Annotated in this window: 17 protein-coding genes; 11 read left to right on the forward strand and 6 right to left on the reverse strand. The window is 72.6% G+C overall.

Annotation, left to right across the window (positions count from 1 at the left end):
• Positions 1-30 precede the first annotated feature (30 nt).
• Complete coding sequence (locus tag IFT51_RS15170; protein WP_197982001.1) at positions 31-717, forward strand: GntR family transcriptional regulator; 687 nt, start codon at positions 31-33, stop codon at positions 715-717.
• Positions 714-1,382, forward strand: a complete 669-nt coding sequence (locus IFT51_RS14870) for a sugar transferase (RefSeq protein WP_371740765.1) — start codon at positions 714-716, stop codon at positions 1,380-1,382. The genes IFT51_RS15170 and IFT51_RS14870 overlap by 4 nt, the downstream gene beginning before the upstream one ends.
• Before the next feature lie 12 nt (positions 1,383-1,394).
• On the opposite strand, the gene IFT51_RS11095 is transcribed toward IFT51_RS14870, so the two are convergent.
• Complete coding sequence (locus IFT51_RS11095; RefSeq protein ID WP_192061151.1) at positions 1,395-2,081, reverse strand: GntR family transcriptional regulator; 687 nt, start codon at positions 2,079-2,081, stop codon at positions 1,395-1,397.
• A 110-nt stretch (positions 2,082-2,191) separates the two neighbouring features.
• Between IFT51_RS11095 and IFT51_RS11100 the strand changes: the two genes are divergently transcribed.
• Entirely contained in the window at positions 2,192-3,085 is an 894-nt protein-coding gene (locus IFT51_RS11100) for a rhodanese-related sulfurtransferase (protein ID WP_192061152.1), read from the forward strand.
• Positions 3,082-3,567, forward strand: a complete 486-nt coding sequence (locus tag IFT51_RS11105; protein WP_192061153.1) for a pyridoxamine 5'-phosphate oxidase family protein — start codon at positions 3,082-3,084, stop codon at positions 3,565-3,567. Before IFT51_RS11100 ends, IFT51_RS11105 begins: the two co-directional genes overlap by 4 nt.
• A 108-nt stretch (positions 3,568-3,675) precedes the next feature.
• Here IFT51_RS11105 and IFT51_RS11110 read toward each other — a convergent pair whose 3' ends face one another.
• The gene (locus tag IFT51_RS11110; protein WP_192061154.1) at positions 3,676-4,284 is read right to left on the reverse strand and encodes a hypothetical protein; all 609 of its coding nucleotides are present in this window, start codon (positions 4,282-4,284) and stop codon (positions 3,676-3,678) included.
• A 77-nt stretch (positions 4,285-4,361) separates the two neighbouring features.
• Between IFT51_RS11110 and IFT51_RS11115 the strand changes: the two genes are divergently transcribed.
• From IFT51_RS11115 to IFT51_RS11145, 7 genes are all read left to right on the forward strand, one after another.
• Entirely contained in the window at positions 4,362-5,387 is a 1,026-nt protein-coding gene (locus IFT51_RS11115) for a 6-phosphofructokinase (RefSeq protein WP_192061155.1), read from the forward strand.
• Between the two features lie 96 nt (positions 5,388-5,483).
• Complete coding sequence (locus tag IFT51_RS11120) at positions 5,484-5,975, forward strand: hypothetical protein (RefSeq protein ID WP_192061156.1); 492 nt, start codon at positions 5,484-5,486, stop codon at positions 5,973-5,975.
• A 66-nt stretch (positions 5,976-6,041) separates the two neighbouring features.
• Complete coding sequence (locus tag IFT51_RS11125) at positions 6,042-7,490, forward strand: SPFH domain-containing protein (protein WP_192061157.1); 1,449 nt, start codon at positions 6,042-6,044, stop codon at positions 7,488-7,490.
• A 10-nt stretch (positions 7,491-7,500) separates the two neighbouring features.
• Positions 7,501-8,532, forward strand: a complete 1,032-nt coding sequence (locus IFT51_RS11130) for an acryloyl-CoA reductase (protein WP_192061158.1) — start codon at positions 7,501-7,503, stop codon at positions 8,530-8,532.
• A gap of 135 nt (positions 8,533-8,667) precedes the next feature.
• On the forward strand, positions 8,668-9,357 hold the full coding sequence (locus IFT51_RS15175) for a GntR family transcriptional regulator (RefSeq protein ID WP_244637232.1): 690 nt from the start codon (positions 8,668-8,670) through the stop codon (positions 9,355-9,357).
• A gap of 168 nt (positions 9,358-9,525) precedes the next feature.
• Positions 9,526-10,215 carry a GntR family transcriptional regulator gene (locus IFT51_RS11140; protein ID WP_192061159.1) on the forward strand — a complete coding sequence of 230 codons (690 nt, stop codon included), beginning with the start codon at positions 9,526-9,528 and terminating at the stop codon, positions 10,213-10,215.
• A complete protein-coding gene (locus IFT51_RS11145; RefSeq protein ID WP_371740766.1) occupies positions 10,212-11,045 on the forward strand; it encodes an ABC transporter ATP-binding protein in 834 nt (277 codons plus the stop codon). The genes IFT51_RS11140 and IFT51_RS11145 overlap by 4 nt, the downstream gene beginning before the upstream one ends.
• A 352-nt stretch (positions 11,046-11,397) precedes the next feature.
• On the opposite strand, the gene hemL is transcribed toward IFT51_RS11145, so the two are convergent.
• Genes hemL through hemC form a run of 4 tightly spaced genes read right to left on the reverse strand, consistent with a single transcriptional unit; the run spans position 11,398 to position 15,513 of the window.
• Positions 11,398-12,759: a glutamate-1-semialdehyde 2,1-aminomutase gene (gene hemL, locus IFT51_RS11150; protein ID WP_192061160.1), complete on the reverse strand. Its 1,362-nt coding sequence runs from the start codon at positions 12,757-12,759 to the stop codon at positions 11,398-11,400.
• A complete protein-coding gene (gene hemB, locus IFT51_RS11155; RefSeq protein WP_192061161.1) occupies positions 12,759-13,748 on the reverse strand; it encodes a porphobilinogen synthase in 990 nt (329 codons plus the stop codon). The genes hemL and hemB overlap by 1 nt, the downstream gene beginning before the upstream one ends.
• Positions 13,748-14,530 (reverse strand): uroporphyrinogen-III synthase, encoded by a 783-nt coding sequence (locus tag IFT51_RS11160; RefSeq protein ID WP_192061162.1) that lies wholly within the window; start codon positions 14,528-14,530, stop codon positions 13,748-13,750. The genes hemB and IFT51_RS11160 overlap by 1 nt, the downstream gene beginning before the upstream one ends.
• On the reverse strand, positions 14,527-15,513 hold the full coding sequence (hemC, locus tag IFT51_RS11165; protein WP_192061163.1) for a hydroxymethylbilane synthase: 987 nt from the start codon (positions 15,511-15,513) through the stop codon (positions 14,527-14,529). Before hemC ends, IFT51_RS11160 begins: the two co-directional genes overlap by 4 nt.
• Between the last annotated feature and the right edge of the window lies 1 nt (position 15,514).

A 15,514-nucleotide genomic window follows, 5' to 3' on the forward strand; every position in this document is an offset into this window, starting at 1 on the left:
ATATGTTTTGCTTCCGACCTTGGAGGCAGCATGCCAGTTCCCGACCGCTCCACACGTCGCCCCCGGCGACTGCTGCGTGACCTGACGTTCGAATCGGTGCTCGACGCCATTCTCGACGGCACGCTGCACCCGGGCGAGCGCCTGTTCGAAGACGACATCGCCGCGTGGCTCGGCGTCTCGAAGACACCCGTCAAGGAGGCGCTGGCGCGTCTCGCGACGCAGGGCCTCGTCGACATCGAGGCCAACCGGTACACCCGGATCTCGTCGGTGACGGTCGCCGATCTGCTCGACACGTTCGAGCTGATCGGCATCCTGCACGGCGACGCCATCCGCTCGGCGGCGCACGCCCCGACCGACGAGACGGCGGAGATCGCCGACCGCGTCGTCGAGGCGATGACGGCCGACGGCGCCACCTGCGCCGACGTCGTCCGAGAGACGACGGTCTTCGTCGACCGTGCCGAGAACCCCCTAACCCGCAAGGCCGCCGAGCCCCTCGACCACCGCGCGGCGTTCCTCTCCCGCCACGTGTCGATCGATCTGCACCACCCGGCCCTGCGCCCGTCGTTCGACGCGTTCGTCGCGACGCTCGTCGATCGCCGGTGGGTCGAGGCGGGCGACGCACTCACGGGGCTGCTCGGTCGCGACGCCCTCGGGCCCGTGGTCGCCGGGCTCGACGACATCCCGCCCCTGCCCGAGACCCGGCGGGTGACCCGGTGACGTCGACGCCCCTCCGCCCGCACGCCGAGAGCATCCGCGTCGAGCTGCCGCCCGTCCGACGCCGACCCCACCGGGTGACGAAGCGCGTCGTCGACGTCGTGGTGGCCGCCCTGCTCATCGTCGCCCTGCTGCCCCTGGCCCTCGTCACGGCCCTCGCCGTGCGACTCGACAGTCGCGGCCCCGTCCTCTACCGGCAGGTGCGCGCCGGGCTCGACGGCGAGGCGTTCACGATGCTCAAGTTCCGCACCATGCACGTCGACGCCGAGACCCGCCTGGCCGATCTCGTCGCCCGCAACGAGGCCGGCGGCCCGCTCTTCAAACTGCGCGACGACCCGCGCATCACCAGGGTGGGTCGCGTGCTGCGCCTCTACTCGATCGACGAGCTGCCCCAGCTCTGGAACATCCTCCGAGGCGACATGAGCCTCGTCGGGCCACGACCCGCGCTGTTCCGCGAGGTCGACCACTACTGCGACCGGGCGCGTCAGAGACTGCTCGTGCTGCCCGGTCTGACCGGCCCGTGGCAGGTCGGCGGCCGCTCCGACCTCCCATGGGACGACGGGCTCGACCTCGATCTCTCGTACGTGCACGACTGGACTCCGGCGACGGACGCCGTCGTCCTGGCGCGGACGGTCCGTGCGGTCATCCGCCCCGTCGGCGCTTACTGACACCACCGGTGGTCACGCCGCCGCGCTGCCGGCACGCACGACCGAGAGCAGCACCGGCGCCGACGCGATCTCGGCGAGGGCGACGCGTGAGGCGCCGAGGTCGGCACGGGCGACGGCGGCGCGGAGGGCCGCCAGCGCCGCCGACAGCCCCGCCTCGTCGAGATCGTCGCCGATGAAGCGGGCGTGGAACAGCACCGTGGGGCCGAAATGGCCCATCAGCTGAGCGAGCCGCCGGTTCGACGACGCCGTGGCCATCGCCTCGGCGGCGGAGACGAGCGCCTCGATGGCCGGGGGCGCGGTCGGCGACGCGACCCGCGCCTCCTCGTCCACCGGCAGCGGGCCGTCGAGCGCCGTCGCCACCGCGACCCGGGCGGCGTCGTCGGCGATCGCCTCGGCGAGCGCGAGATCGGCGAGCGAGCAGAGCGTCGACAGCAGAGGCCGCACGAGCCAGGGCCGCGCGGTGCTGACCCGCGTGTACCGCTTGGGCACCGTCTCGACGAGAGAGAGGTCTTCCAGGCGGGCGAGCGCCATGCGGATGGGTGTGCGCGAGACGCCGAGCCAGTCTTCGAGATCGGTGTCGTGCAGGCGCTCGCCCTCGCCGAGCTGCCCCGACACGATCGCCTCGAGGACGAGCTCGAAGACCTCGTCGCGGTGGAGGCGCCGGCAGAGGGTGGGCGACGGGGTCGTCGGGATGGGCATCGATCCTCCTCGTGGTGGGTGGGGGCACCGACCGGTCGACCTGTCGTGCCACATCCCAGAATAGTGCATTTATCATCCAGCTTCTGACGACCGATGGCTACACTCTTCCGGTGGCCGTCCCCAAGATCCTGCTGTTCTACGTCTTCACCCCGCTCGCCGACCCCGAGGCCATCCGCCTCTGGCAGCGCGAGCTCTGCCGCTCGCTCGACCTGACCGGCCGCATCGTGCTCTCGCCGCACGGCATCAACGCGACGGTCGGCGGCGAGCTCGCCGACGTCAAGCGGTACCTGCGCACCACGCGCCAGTACGCCCCCTTCGCGGGCGTCGACGCGAAGTGGAGCGAGGGCACCGGTCACGACTTCCCCAAACTGTCGGTCAAGGTCCGCGACGAGATCGTCACCTTCGGCGCCCCCGACGAGCTGCGCGTCGACGAGCAGGGCGTCGTCGGCGGCGGCACCCGCCTCAGCCCCGACGACCTGCACGACCTGATGGACCGCGAGCAGGTGACCTTCTTCGACGGCCGCAACGAGTTCGAGTCGCGCATCGGGCGGTTCCGCGACGCGGTCGTGCCCGACGTCGCCACGACGCGCGAGTTCGTCGCCGAGATCGAGAGCGGGCGCTACGACCACCTGAAGGACGAGCCGATCGTCACGTACTGCACCGGCGGGGTCCGCTGCGAGGTGCTCAGCTCGCTGATGACGAGCCGCGGATTCTCCCGCGTGTACCAGCTGGAGGGCGGAGTGGTCCGCTACGGCGAGCGCTTCGGCGACGACGGCGTGTGGGACGGCTCGCTCTACGTCTTCGACGGGCGCGGCTCGGTCGACTTCTCCGACCACACCGCGGTGCTCGGCCGCTGCGTGCGGTGCGGCGACGCCACGAAGCGGATGCAGAACTGCAGCGACGTGCAGTGCCGCGAGCAGCTGGTGGTCTGCGACGCCTGCGGACGAGGAGGCGCGGTTCACTGTGACTCGCACCGCGCCTCCGGCGTACCGTCGCAGCCATGACGGACACGAACGACATCAAGCGCATCTCCGAGGTGCTCGACAAGGGCCGCATCGGCATCCTCACGACCCAGGGCAGCAGCCAGCACCTGGTCAGTCGACCCCTGGCCATCGTCGACCGCGAGTTCGACGGCAAGGTCTACTTCTTCACGCCCGACCCGTCGCCCAAGACGGACGACGTGCGCGCGCACCCGCAGGTCAACGTCGCGGTCGAGACCGGCAAGGGCTACCTGTCGCTCTCGGGCAAGGCGACAGTCGTCAAGGACGCCGAGATCATCGACGAGCTGTGGACCACCGCGGCCGAGGCCTGGTTCGACCAGGGTCGAGACGACCCGACCGTCGCGCTGCTCGAGGTCGACGTCGAGACGGCCGAGTACTGGGTGAGCAACGAGCCCAAGGCCATCACGATGCTCAAGTACGCGAAGGCCGCGATCACCGGCGGTCACCCCGAGAACATCGCCGACACGGGCACCGTCCGCCTCTGAGGCGTCTGGGCTGCGCCCGACTCGGGGCGCGGCCCGGCTGCGGGCGGCCCGGCTGCGGGCGGCCCGGCTGCGCGCGGCTCGGTCGCGCGCGTCCCGGCTGCGAGCGGCTCAGCCGCAGGTGACCTCGCGCCCGGCCGGGTCGACGTACTCGCCCGAGCCGAGCTGGGCGCAGGTAGCCGACAGGCGCGCCAGGTAGTCGAGGGCGCTGACCCCGTAGACGATGCTCGCGATCAGCACGACGCCTCCGATCGCGACGCCGATCAGGGCCAGCCGACGAGAGAAGCCGGCGCGCGACGAGCGGTGGGCGGCGACCAGCCCGAGCACGATGCCGAGCGGCGCGAAGAAGACGCCGAAGACGACCGACGCGACGGCCAGGCCGTGCCCCGGGTCGTCGTGCCGCGGCCGCGGAGCGTCCCACACGTCGTCGTCGGCGGGTGCGAAGTACGAGTCGAAGTCGGCGTCGCGGGCCCGGTGCTCGGGTGCGCGCGTGCCCTCCGCAGCGGACCCGGCTGCGCCCTGACCGGACGGCGTGCGCTCGGGCGCCTCGGGCGACCAGGTCTGCGGGGCGACCGGCGCGATCGACGCGACCCGTGCCTCCGGCAGGGTGTTCACCGGCCGAGGAGGCGCGGCGAGGGGGATCGAGCGATCCTCACCGGGTGCGGGTCGGGTGAAGCGCGCCCACGGCGACGGGGGTCGCGGCGTGGACTGGTCGGTCATGCATCCACGGTAGTACGCCATGATGGGATCGACCTCGGCCCTCCGGGCCGGGCCCGACCTTGCGATGGAGCATCACGATGAGAATCGGAATCCTCACCAGCGGCGGCGACTGCCCTGGACTCAACGCCGTCATCCGCGGAGCCGTCCTCAAGGGCACGCAGATCCACGGGCAGGAGTTCGTCGGGTTCCGCGACGGCTGGCGGGGGGTGGTCGACGCCGACATCGTGCCTCTCGTCCGCAAGGACATCCAGGGCATCGCGAAGCAGGGCGGCACGATCCTCGGCACGAGCCGCACGAACCCCTTCGAGGGCGACGGCGGCGTGGCGCGCATCACCGAGAACATGGAGCGCCACGGCATCGACGCCATGATCGCGATCGGCGGCGAGGGCACCCTCGCGGCCGCCAAGCGCCTGACCGACGCCGGCCTCAAGATCGTCGGCGTGCCGAAGACGGTCGACAACGACCTCGGCGCCACCGACTACACCTTCGGCTTCGACACGGCCGTGCAGATCGCGACCGACGCGATGGACCGCCTCCGCACCACGGGCGAGTCGCACAGCCGCTGCATGGTGGCCGAGGTCATGGGCCGCCACGTCGGCTGGATCGCGCTGCACTCGGGCATGGCGTCGGGTGCGCACGCGATCCTCATCCCCGAGCAGGCGACGAGCATGGACCAGATCGTCGCGTGGGTGAAGTCCGCCTACGACCGCGGGCGCGCACCGCTGGTGGTCGTCGCCGAGGGCTTCGTGCCCGACCAGGGCACCGACGTGCACTCCGAGCGCGGTCTCGACGCCTTCGGCCGCCCTCGTCTCGGCGGCATCGGCGAGCGCCTCGCCCCCATCATCGAGGAGCGCACCGGCATCGAGACCCGCGCGACGACGCTCGGGCACATCCAGCGCGGCGGCACCCCGACGTCGTACGACCGGGTGCTCGCGACGCGTCTCGGTCTCGCGGCGAGCGACGCCGTGCAGGAGGGGCGCTGGGGTCGCATGGTCGCCCTGCGCGGCACCGACATCGTGCACGTCTCGTTCGAGGAGGCGCTCGACAGCCTGAAGACCGTGCCGCAGCACCGTTACGACGAGGCCGCGATCCTCTTCGGCTGAGCCGAGGAGGCGCGGGTCGCCTCCACACGGACGGATCCGTCCACATTCCCCCGTGCAGGCGAGGCGCGAGGCGTCGTCATCTGACAGTCTCGATGCATGGTCACGTTCATCGTCGTCGGGTCGGTGGGTCTCGTCGTCCTCCTGGTCAGCATCGTCGTGGGTGATCTGCTCGACGTCTTCGACATCGGCGACGGCCTCGTCTCGGGCGTCGCCGTCGGCGCGGCGCTCGCCATCTTCGGCCTGGCCGGCATCGTCACGCTGCAGAGCGGTCTGCCCCCGGGGTGGACGTACGCGATCGCCGTCGCGATGGCGCTCGTCGCCCTCGTGCTGATCCAGATCGTCATCCGCCGCGTGACCAGACGCGAGACCGGCGGCCACTGGTCGCCCGTCGGTTTCGTCGGCACCGCCACCGAGACCATCACGCCGACCGGCGGCGAGGTCCGGCTCGACGGCGTCCGCGAACTCGAACGGCGTCTCGCCGTCAGCGACGTGCGCATCGAGCGCGGCACCCGCATCCGCGTGGTGGCCGAGTCCGGGCCGCGCGTCGAGGTCGTGCGCGACGACTCCGAGCCGACCCGCGCCTCCTAGGCTCCCCCGGCCCGCCGGGCCCCCCGACAACCGCCCTGCACCACCGAAAGAGAAACGAGAAGCCCTGTGGACTTCATCTCCGGCAACACCAGCGTCGTCGCCATCGTCGTCGCGGTCGTCATCGCCATCGCGCTGCTGTCGTTCATCGCCAGCCGCGTGCGCCGCGTCCCGCCGAACGAGGCGCTGATCGTCGTCGGCCGTGGTGCCGAGCGCTCCGAGGGCGGTGGCATCTCGAGCCCGCAGAAGGTGATCATCGGGGGCCGCACGTTCGTCTGGCCCATCTTCCAGGAGGGCTTCAAGCTCAGCCTCGAGCAGTACCAGACCCCCGTCGAGGTCCAGGCGATCGACGCCAACTACATCCGCACCGCGGTCAAGGCCACGGTCAACTTCAAGGTCACCGGCACCGAAGACGGCGTGCGCCGCGCCGCCCAGCGCTACCTGCTGCAGCAGCAGCAGCTGCCGGTCATCGTGCAGCAGTCGCTCGAGGGCTCGATCCGCGGTCTGATCGGCGGGCAGCCGGTCGACGACCTGGTGAAGAACTTCTCGCGCCTCGCGGCCGACGCCGTCAACGAGACGAAGGGCGAGCTCGCCGAGCTCGGTCTGCAGATCGAGACGATGAACATCCGCGAGATCGAGACCCCGGGCAGCACCTACCTCGCCGACCGCGGTCGCGCCGAGGCGGCCGTCGCCAAGCAGAACGCCGACGTCGCCGAGGCGGAGGCCGAGCGCATCGCCGCCCTGGCCCGCATCGGCAACACGCAGCAGACCGCCGAGCGTCAGCTGCAGCTCGACGTGCGCCAGGCGCAGATCAAGGCCGAGACCGACCGCGCCAACGCCGAGGCCTCCGCCGCCGGCGAGCTGGCCCGTGCCACTCAAGACAAGCTGGTCGCCGAGCAGGAGAGCATCGCCGTCGCCGAGCAGGCCAAGGTCAACCAGGAGCGCCTGAACATCGACGTGCGTCAGCCCGCCGAGGCCGCCGCGTACGCCGCCGTCCAGAACGCCGAGGCCGAGCGCGACGCCGCCAACGCCGCCGTCGAGGCCGAGGCGTTCCGCCGCACGCAGCTCGCCGACGCCGCCCGCGCCGCCGCCGAGAACGAGGCCGCAGCCGTCGAGGCCGCCGGTCGCGCCGAGGCCGCGGCCATCAAGGCGAAGGGTCTGGCCGAGGCCGAGGCCGTCGACGCCCTCGCCGAGGCGCAGGGCAAGTTCGGCCAGGCGGCGCTCGCGTCGCAGGTCATCTCGCGCCTGCCCGACATCGCCCGCGAGATGGCGGCGCCGATGAGCAACATCGACACCCTCACCGTCGTGTCGACGGACGGGGCGAACGAGCTCACCAAGTCGGTGGCGAACAACATGACGCAGCTGCAGGACGTCGTCAAGGCCACGACGGGTCTCGACCTCGTCGGTGCCCTGGGCGGGTTCCTGGGCGGGCGTGCCGGCGCGGCGACCGACTCGACCGTCGGCACGTCGCCTCTCGGCACCACGCCGCGCAGCACCACGCCGCGCGACTCCGCGTAGCCTGACGCCCATGCGAGCCGTCGTCGTCGAGAAGGGTCATCCCGCGTCTCTCCGAGAGGTGGGGCCCGGGCCCGACGGCGACGGCCTCGACCCCGGCCAGGTCGTCGTCGACGTGCTCTGGTCGGGCCTGAACTACAAAGACGGGCTCGCCCTCGCGGGCGACCCGGGCGTCGCACGGGTCAGCCCGCTCGTGCCGGGCATCGACCTCGTCGGGACGATCGCGGCCGTCGGGCCTGTCTCGAGCGGCGCATCCTCATCCGCCTCCGCGTCGCCCGCGTCGCCCGCGTCGTTCGCGGTCGGCGACCTGGTGGTCGCCACGGGCGCGGGTCTCGGCGAGACGCGAGACGGCGGCTACGCCGAACGCGCCGTCGTCGACACCGCCACGCTCGTCGCCGTGCCCGACGGCATCGACGCCCGGCGTGCGGCAGCGATCGGCACGGCCGGTCTGACCGCGATGCTCAGCGTGCTCCGTCTCGAGCGCGACGTGCGGCCGGGCGACGGCGAGATCGTCGTCACCGGCGCCGCCGGAGGTGTCGGGTCGGTGGCCGTCGCCGTCTTGAGTCGACTCGGGTACTCGGTCACCGCCTCCTCGGGTCGGGCCGACGAGCTGGGGCCGTACCTGCGGTCGCTGGGCGCCTCGTCCGTCATCGACCGTGCCGAGCTCGGCGAGCAGGGGAAGCCGCTCCGACGCCCCCGCTGGGCAGGTGCCGTCGACTCGGTCGGCAGCACGACCCTCGCGAGCGTGCTCGCCGAGACCGCCTGGGGCGGCACGGTCACGGCCTGCGGCCTCGCTCAGGGCTCGGACCTCACGACTACGGTGCTGCCGTTCATCCTGCGGTCGGTCACCCTGGCGGGCATCGACTCGGTGCAGGCCCCCCTGGCACTCCGCCAGGAGGCGTGGTCACGGCTCGCGACCGACCTCGACCTCGAGCTGCTCGACTCGCTGACCACCGAGACGACCCTCGACGAGGTCGTCGCGCTCGGCCCCGAGATCGTCGCCGGGCGCGTGCGCGGACGCACGGTCGTGCGCGTGGGCGCCTGACACGACGGCCTCCGGCGGAACCCCGAGGGTCGGCCCCGAGGGCGCGGCCGTGAGCGTGGGGCCTCGACACGGTTCGCAGCGGTCGAGTAAAGTACCGGATAATCGATACTTCCTCGCGCATTGAAGGTCTGATACATGCCCATCCCCACCGGCCCCGAGAACCCGGCCCCCCGCCGCCTCCTCCGTGACGTCGTGTTCGACAAGATGCTGTCCGCGATCGAAGACGGCACGCTGCAGCCCGGCGAGCGCCTCAACGACGACGAGCTGGTCACCTGGCTCGGCGTCTCGCGCACGCCCATCCGCGAGGCGATCGCCAAGCTGGTCGACTACGGCCTCGTCGAGATGGAGGCCAACCGCTACACGCGCATCGCGATGCCCGACTTCGATCTCTATCGGCACGCGCTGCAGGTGTACGCCGGGCTGAACGAGTTGACGGCGCGGTGGGCGATCCCGCTGCTCTCCGACTCCGACGTCGACGAGTTCACGGCCCTGGTCGACACGGCCCTCCGCCGCCTCGACGCCCGCGATGTCGGCGGCCTCGGCGACTTCCAGGCCGTGCCGGCGTACCTCCGCACGAAGGTCGGCAACCCGCTGCTCGACAGCGCCGAGCGCCTCGTCAACGCGCGCGTCATGTTCATGTCGAAGCCCGTGCTCAACCACTGGCAGTGGGAGCTCACGACGGACTTCCTGAACCGCATCCGCGAGGCCGTGCGCCGACGCGACATCGACCTCGCCATCGCCGCGTTCATCCCGTTGAACGAGGCGAACCTCCGCCACCTCGAGGCCGTCGAGGTCGACGGGGCCCTCCTCTCGACCCCGTCGTGACCCCGCTCGGACACTGAGCCGCAGCACAGCAAGACCGCACCACCGCAAGACAGCACCACAGCACCACAGCACCACAGCGAGACCGCACCACCGCACCGCCTCATGTGCGGGCCGACGCAGGGAAGTCGGCCCGCACCTCCCACCCTCCGCCCGACCCAGGAGTGCCCGATGCCGATCCCCACGCTCACCGACCAGCCGCCCGCCCCCCGCCGCCTGCTGCGCGACGTCGTCTACGACAAGATGTTCGACGCGATCATCGACGGCACCCTCGAGTTCGGCGAACGACTGAACGACGACCAGCTGGTCGCCTGGCTCGGCGTCTCGCGCACGCCCGTCCGCGAGGCCATCGCGAAGCTCGCCGACCAGGCGCTCGTCGACATCGAGGCGAACCGGTACACGCGCATCGTGCACCCGACCTTCGACGAGTTCGTCGACACCATCGATGTCGGTTACGCCGTCTGGGCGCTCTTCGTCGAGCGCGGTGTCGCGCGTCTGGGTGCCGCTCAGCGCACCGAGGCCCTGAAGATCCTCGACGCCCGCGCGAAGGCGTTCGCGGCGAAGAAGCCCGAAGACGACCGCGCGCTCGTCCGCTTCAACGAGCTGCTGCTCGAGGCCAGCGCGAGCACCTCGCTGGCGCGACTGTGGGCGAACACCGGCCCGCGCCTCCTGCTGCTGATCCGTCGCCCGTCGTCGCAGGGTCTGTTCGACTTCGACGCGGCCCTCGCGTTCACGAAGACGCTGCGCGACGCGGTCGCCGAGGGCGACGCCCAGGCCGCGGCCGAGGCGGTCCGCACGCAGCCCGAGCGTCTGGCCGAGTTCCACGAGCAGGTCCGCGAGGCGGGCGTCTACCTCTCGTGACGCCGACGTCGATCACGTCGAGCATCGCACCAGTGGTGCTCGACGTGGCCGACGTCCGGGTCGCCCGTGCGGGTCGCGATCTGCTCGCCGGAGTCTCGCTGCGCGTGCGGGCCGCCGAGCACTGGGCCCTGATCGGTCCGAACGGGGCGGGCAAGACGACGCTGCTCACCCTCTGCGGCGCCCTCGGTCACCCCACCTCGGGCACGGTCGACGTGCTGGGGCGGCGGCTCGGTCGCGTCGACCTGAGCGAGCTGCGCCGGCGCATCGGCCACGTCGACCCCCGGCATCGCATGCTGCGCGACAACACGGTGCACGAGGTGGTGCTGACCGGGCTCACCGGCAGCAGCGACCCCGTCGCCCGCTGGTCGCCGACACCCGCCGAGGAGGCGCGGGCACGATCGCTGACCGCCTCCGTCGGACTCGGGGCCCGCTCCACGGCCCGCTGGTCGGTGCTGTCGCAAGGAGAGCGGGGTCGCGCCCTGATCGCCCGCGCGCTGCTCGCGTCGCCCGCGCTGCTGCTGCTCGACGAGCCCGCGACGGGTCTCGACGTCGCCGCGCGCGAGCACCTGCTCGACACCCTCGACGAGGTGCGGGCGAGCCACCCCGACGTCGCCTCGGTGACGGTCACGCATCATCTCGAGGATCTGCCGGCCAGCACGAGTCATGCGGTGCTGCTGCGCGACGGACGCGTCTTCGCGCAGGGGCCCGCCGACGACGTGCTGACCTCGGAGCTCGTCTCGGCGGCGTTCGACCACCCGCTGGTGATCGAGCGCGTCGCCGGCCGCTGGTCTGCGCGCACCCGGCGCGGCCGCCCGGCCTCATCGATGTGACCCGAAACGGGCCCTCGGCCGGTGCCGACACCCCCTCCGGGTCATTTCGATGCTTGCGGCGGGCCGGGAAGGGCCCAGCGGGGCCGCCGGCCGGCGACGCGCACCTGGCGGGGCCGCCCGGCTTCATCGATGTGACCCGAAACGGGCCCTCGGCCGGTGCCGACGCCCCCTTCGGGTCACCTCGATGCTTGCGGCGGGCCGGGAAGAGCCCAGCCGGGCCGCCGGCCGGCGACGCGCACCCCGCGGGGCCGCCCGGCGGCATCGAAGTGACCCGGAAGGGGCCCTCGGCCGGTGCCGATGCCCCTTTCGGGTCACTTCGATGAGCGGGCCGGGCCGACTAGCGGCCCGGCCGCTACCCGGCGGCGGGCGCCGTCGCGGCCGCGGCGGCCTTGGCGGCTGCAGGCAACGCGTCGAGGATCCGCGACACCGCAGTCTCGTCGTGCGCCGCCGTGACGAACCAGGCCTCGTACACCGACGGCGGAAGGTTCACCCCGGCGTCGAGCATCGCGTGGAAGAACGGCGGGTAGCGCCAGGTCTGCTGGGCGCGTACGTCGTCGTAGTCTCGCGGGGCGTCGGGTGTGAAGGCGAACGAGAAGAGCGAACCGGCGCGCTGCACGGTGTGCTCGACGCCCTCGGCCGACAGGGCCTCCGAGACGGCGACCGACAGCCGGTCGGCGACCGCGTCGAGCGTCGCGTAGACCTCGGGAGTCGCGAGTCGGAGCGTCGCGGTGCCGGCCGCCACGGCGACCGGGTTGCCGCTCAACGTGCCGGCCTGGTAGACGGGGCCGAGAGGGGCGAGGTAGTCCATCACGTCGGCACGCCCGCCGAGCGCCGCCAACGGCATGCCGCCGCCGATGACCTTGCCGAAGGTGACGAGGTCGGGCTCCCAACCGCTGCCGTCGGGGACGACGTCGGCGGCCTCGAGACCCCACCAGCCGGCGGGCCCGACCCGGAACCCGGTCAGCACCTCGTCGACGATCAGCAGCGAGCCGTTGCTGCGGGTGATCTCGGAGAGGCTGCGATTGAACCCGCGTCGCGGGGCGAGGACGCCCATGTTGGCCGCGGCGGCCTCGACGATGACGGCGGCGATCCGCGGTCCGTGCTCGGCGAACGCCTGACGGACGGCGTCGAGGTCGTTGTACGGCAGCACGAGGGTCTGCGCCGCGGTCGCCTCGGTGATGCCGGCCGAGCCGGGCATCGAGAGCGTCGCGACACCCGAGCCGGCCTCGGCCAGCAGCGAGTCGGAGTGGCCGTGGTAATGACCGGCGAACTTCACCAGCAGGTCGCGACCCGTGAAGCCGCGTGCGAGCCGGATGGCGGTCATGGTCGCCTCGGTGCCGGTCGACACCATGCGGATCTTGCCGATCGGCCGGGCGTCGCCCACGGAGACCCGCTCGCGCACGAGCTCGGCGAGCTCGGTCTCACCGGGTGTCGACGCCCCGAACGACAGGCCGCGCGCGGCCGCCTGCTGCACGGCCTCGAGCACCTCGGGGTGCGTGTGGCCGAGGATGGCCGGACCCCACGACGCGACCAGGTCGACGTACTCGCGACCCTCGGTGTCGGTGACGTAGGCCCCCTTCGCACCCACCAGGAACCGGGGCGTGCCCCCGACCGAGCCGTAGGCGCGGACGGGCGAGTTCACCCCGCCGGGGATGGAGCGCTTCGCTCGGGCGAAGAAGCCGTCGTTGGTGCGGTCGTCGCGGGCGATGCCCATCAGATGCGTCCTTCCCGGAGGCGCGTGGCCAGTTCGGTCGCCCAGTACGTCAGGATCGCGTCGGCCCCGGCGCGCTTGATCGACAGCACGCTCTCGTACGACGCGGCGTCGAGGTCGATCCAGCCGTTGGCGGCGGCGGCCTGGATCATCGCGTACTCGCCGCTGATCTGGTACGCCCAGACCGGGACGGTGCTCGTGGCGGCGGTCTCGGCGAGCACGTCGAGATAGCTCATGGCCGGCTTCACCATCACGATGTCGGCACCCTCGGCGATGTCGAGGTCGACCTCGCGGAGACCCTCACGGCCGTTGGCCGCATCGAGCTGGTACGTGCGACGGTCGCCCACGAGCGTCGACTGGACCGCCTCGCGGAACGGCCCGTAGAACGCCGAGGCGTACTTCGCCGAGTACGCCAGCAACGCGCTGTTCGAGAAGCCGGCCTCGTCGAGGGCGTCGCGGGCCGAGCCGATCTGGCCGTCCATCATGCCGCTCATGCCGATCAGCTGCGAGCCCGCCTCGGCCTGCACGACGGCCATCGCGTCGTAGCGCTCGAGCGTCGCGTCGTTGTCGACCGAGCCGTCCGCCGCGAGGACGCCGCAGTGGCCGTGGTCGGTGAACTCGTCGAGGCAGAGGTCGGTCTGCACGACGAGGGCGCCCTGCGCCGCGTCGACTGCGACCCGGGTCGCGACGTTGAGGATGCCCTCGGGGTCGGTGGCCCCCGAGCCCACGGCGTCCTTCTCGAGCGGCACGCCGAACAGCATGACGCCGCCGACACCGGCCTCGGCGGCCTCGGCGACCGCATGCGGGAGGCTGCTGAGGCTGTGGTGCACGACACCCGGCATGGACGAGATCTCGGCGGGTGAGTCGATGCCCTCTCGCACGAACATGGGCAGCACGAGGTCGGACGGGTGGAGGCGCGTCTCGGCCGACAGCCGGCGGAGGGCGGGGGTGGCGCGCAGCCGGCGGGGGCGCACGCGGGGGAACTCTGACATCAGTCTTTCTCGGGATCGGAGTGGCGTCCGTCGAGGGCGTGGTCGACCACTGCCTGGACGAGGGCGGCCGCCGAGCGGGTCTCGGCGATCAGGTGCACCGGCAAGCCGGCGGCGCGGGCGTCGAACGCCGTGCGCGGCCCGATGCAGGCGACGAGTGTGCTGGCGGGCAGCGGAGCGAGCTGCGCCGCGATCTGCCGGGCGACGCTGCCCGAGGTGATGAGGATGACGCCGATGTCGCCCGAGCGGACGCCGGTCGCGACGGCCTCGGAGACCTCGACGCCGACGGTGCGGTAGGCGGCGACGAACTCGGCGTCGAAGCCGCGCTCGGAGAGACCGGCGACGAGGGTCGGCTCGGCCAGGTCGGACTGGGGCACGAGCACGCGACCCTGGACGTCGTCTCGGGGCCACTCCTTGACGAGGCCCCGGGCCGAGTTGTCGCCCTCGGGCACGAAGTCCACGCGGTACCCCGACAGCGTCAGGGCCGCGGCCGTCGTCTCGCCCACGGCGGCGATGCGGGTCGAGGCCGGGGGCCGGATGCCGTTGCCGACGAGGACGTCGACCGTGGTGGCGCTCGTCACGACGAGCCAGTCGTAGACGCCGGCCTCGAGTCGTGCCAGGGCGGCCGCGAGCAGCTCGGGCGTCTCGGCGGGTGCGAAGTTGATCATCGGGGCGATGACCGGGGCGGCGCCGTGCGCACGGAGCGCCGCGGCCACGCCGTCGCCCCACTTGCCGCCTCGGGGCACGAGGACGCGGGTGCCCTTGAGCGGCCGCTCGGCCGTCACGAGGCGCTCCCCACCGGGTCTCCGCCGGAGGGCCCGCCGCCGATCGGGGCGAGCTCGGCCGCCCCGAGTTCGAGCAGCTCGTCGACGACACGACCGGCGACCTCGGCGACGTCGACCAGCTGCGTCTCGAGCGGACCGTCGTCGAGCGAGACGGCGTGCGACGCACTGACCGTGCCGGCGCCCTCGGGGCTGTAGACCGTGGCGCTGAGCAGCAGCAGACCGGCGTCGACCACGGCCGAGGCGCCGATCGGCGCGGCGCACCCCGCCTCGAGCCGCGCCAGCACCTGACGCTCGGCCGAGACGACCAGACGCGTGTCGCGGTCGTCGATCGCGGCGAGGCCGCGGGCGAGGGTCTCGTCGGGGTCGCCCTCGCGGACCTCGACGGCCAGCGAGCCCTGGCCGGGGGCGGTCGGCCACCAGCCGAGACCGAGCAGGTCGGTCGCGGCGTCGAGGCGCCCAAGACGCCCCAGACCGGCGGCGGACAGCAGGACGGCGTCGAGATCGTCTCCGACCCGGCGGAGGCGCGTGTCGACGTTGCCGCGGATGTCGACGACCTCGAGATCCGGTCGTCGTGCCAGCAGCTGGGCGGCGCGACGCGGTGACCCCGTGCCCACCCGGGAGCCCTGCGGCAGGGTCTCGAGGGTCAAGCCGTCACGGGCGCAGAGCGCGTCGCGGGCGTCGGCACGACCGGGTGTCGCGCCGATGACGAGCCCGGGGTGCGAGGCGGTCGGCAGGTCTTTCAGGCTGTGGACGACCACGTCGCACTCGTCGACCAGGAGCGCCGAGCGCAGTGCGCTGGCGAAGACGCCCGTGCCCCCGAGGCTGGCGAGCGACTCGCCCGTCGCCTGGGTGCGGTCGCCCTCGGTCTTGATGCGGATGAGCTCGACGTCGGCGCCCGTCTCGCGGGCGAGCCGCTCGGCGATCGTGGTCGACTGGGCGACGGCGAGTGCGCTGCCGCGGGTTCCGATGCGAAGTGTCGTCACA

The sequence above is a fragment of the Frigoribacterium sp. CFBP 13712 genome, assembly GCF_014842255.1.
Classification (GTDB): Bacteria; Actinomycetota; Actinomycetes; order Actinomycetales; family Microbacteriaceae; genus Frigoribacterium.

Coding starts and splice junctions, on each gene's coding strand:
- IFT51_RS11110 (WP_192061154.1), bottom strand. CDS start 4,284: ATGACCGACCAGTCCACGCCGCGACCCCCGTCGCCGTGGGCGCGCTTC.
- hemB (WP_192061161.1), bottom strand. CDS start 13,748: ATGTCAGAGTTCCCCCGCGTGCGCCCCCGCCGGCTGCGCGCCACCCCC.
- IFT51_RS11095 (WP_192061151.1), bottom strand. CDS start 2,081: ATGCCCATCCCGACGACCCCGTCGCCCACCCTCTGCCGGCGCCTCCAC.
- IFT51_RS11140 (WP_192061159.1), top strand. CDS start 9,526: ATGCCGATCCCCACGCTCACCGACCAGCCGCCCGCCCCCCGCCGCCTG.
- hemL (WP_192061160.1), bottom strand. CDS start 12,759: ATGGGCATCGCCCGCGACGACCGCACCAACGACGGCTTCTTCGCCCGA.
- IFT51_RS15175 (WP_244637232.1), top strand. CDS start 8,668: ATGCCCATCCCCACCGGCCCCGAGAACCCGGCCCCCCGCCGCCTCCTC.
- IFT51_RS11120 (WP_192061156.1), top strand. CDS start 5,484: ATGGTCACGTTCATCGTCGTCGGGTCGGTGGGTCTCGTCGTCCTCCTG.
- IFT51_RS15170 (WP_197982001.1), top strand. CDS start 31: ATGCCAGTTCCCGACCGCTCCACACGTCGCCCCCGGCGACTGCTGCGT.
- IFT51_RS11115 (WP_192061155.1), top strand. CDS start 4,362: ATGAGAATCGGAATCCTCACCAGCGGCGGCGACTGCCCTGGACTCAAC.
- IFT51_RS11105 (WP_192061153.1), top strand. CDS start 3,082: ATGACGGACACGAACGACATCAAGCGCATCTCCGAGGTGCTCGACAAG.
- IFT51_RS11130 (WP_192061158.1), top strand. CDS start 7,501: ATGCGAGCCGTCGTCGTCGAGAAGGGTCATCCCGCGTCTCTCCGAGAG.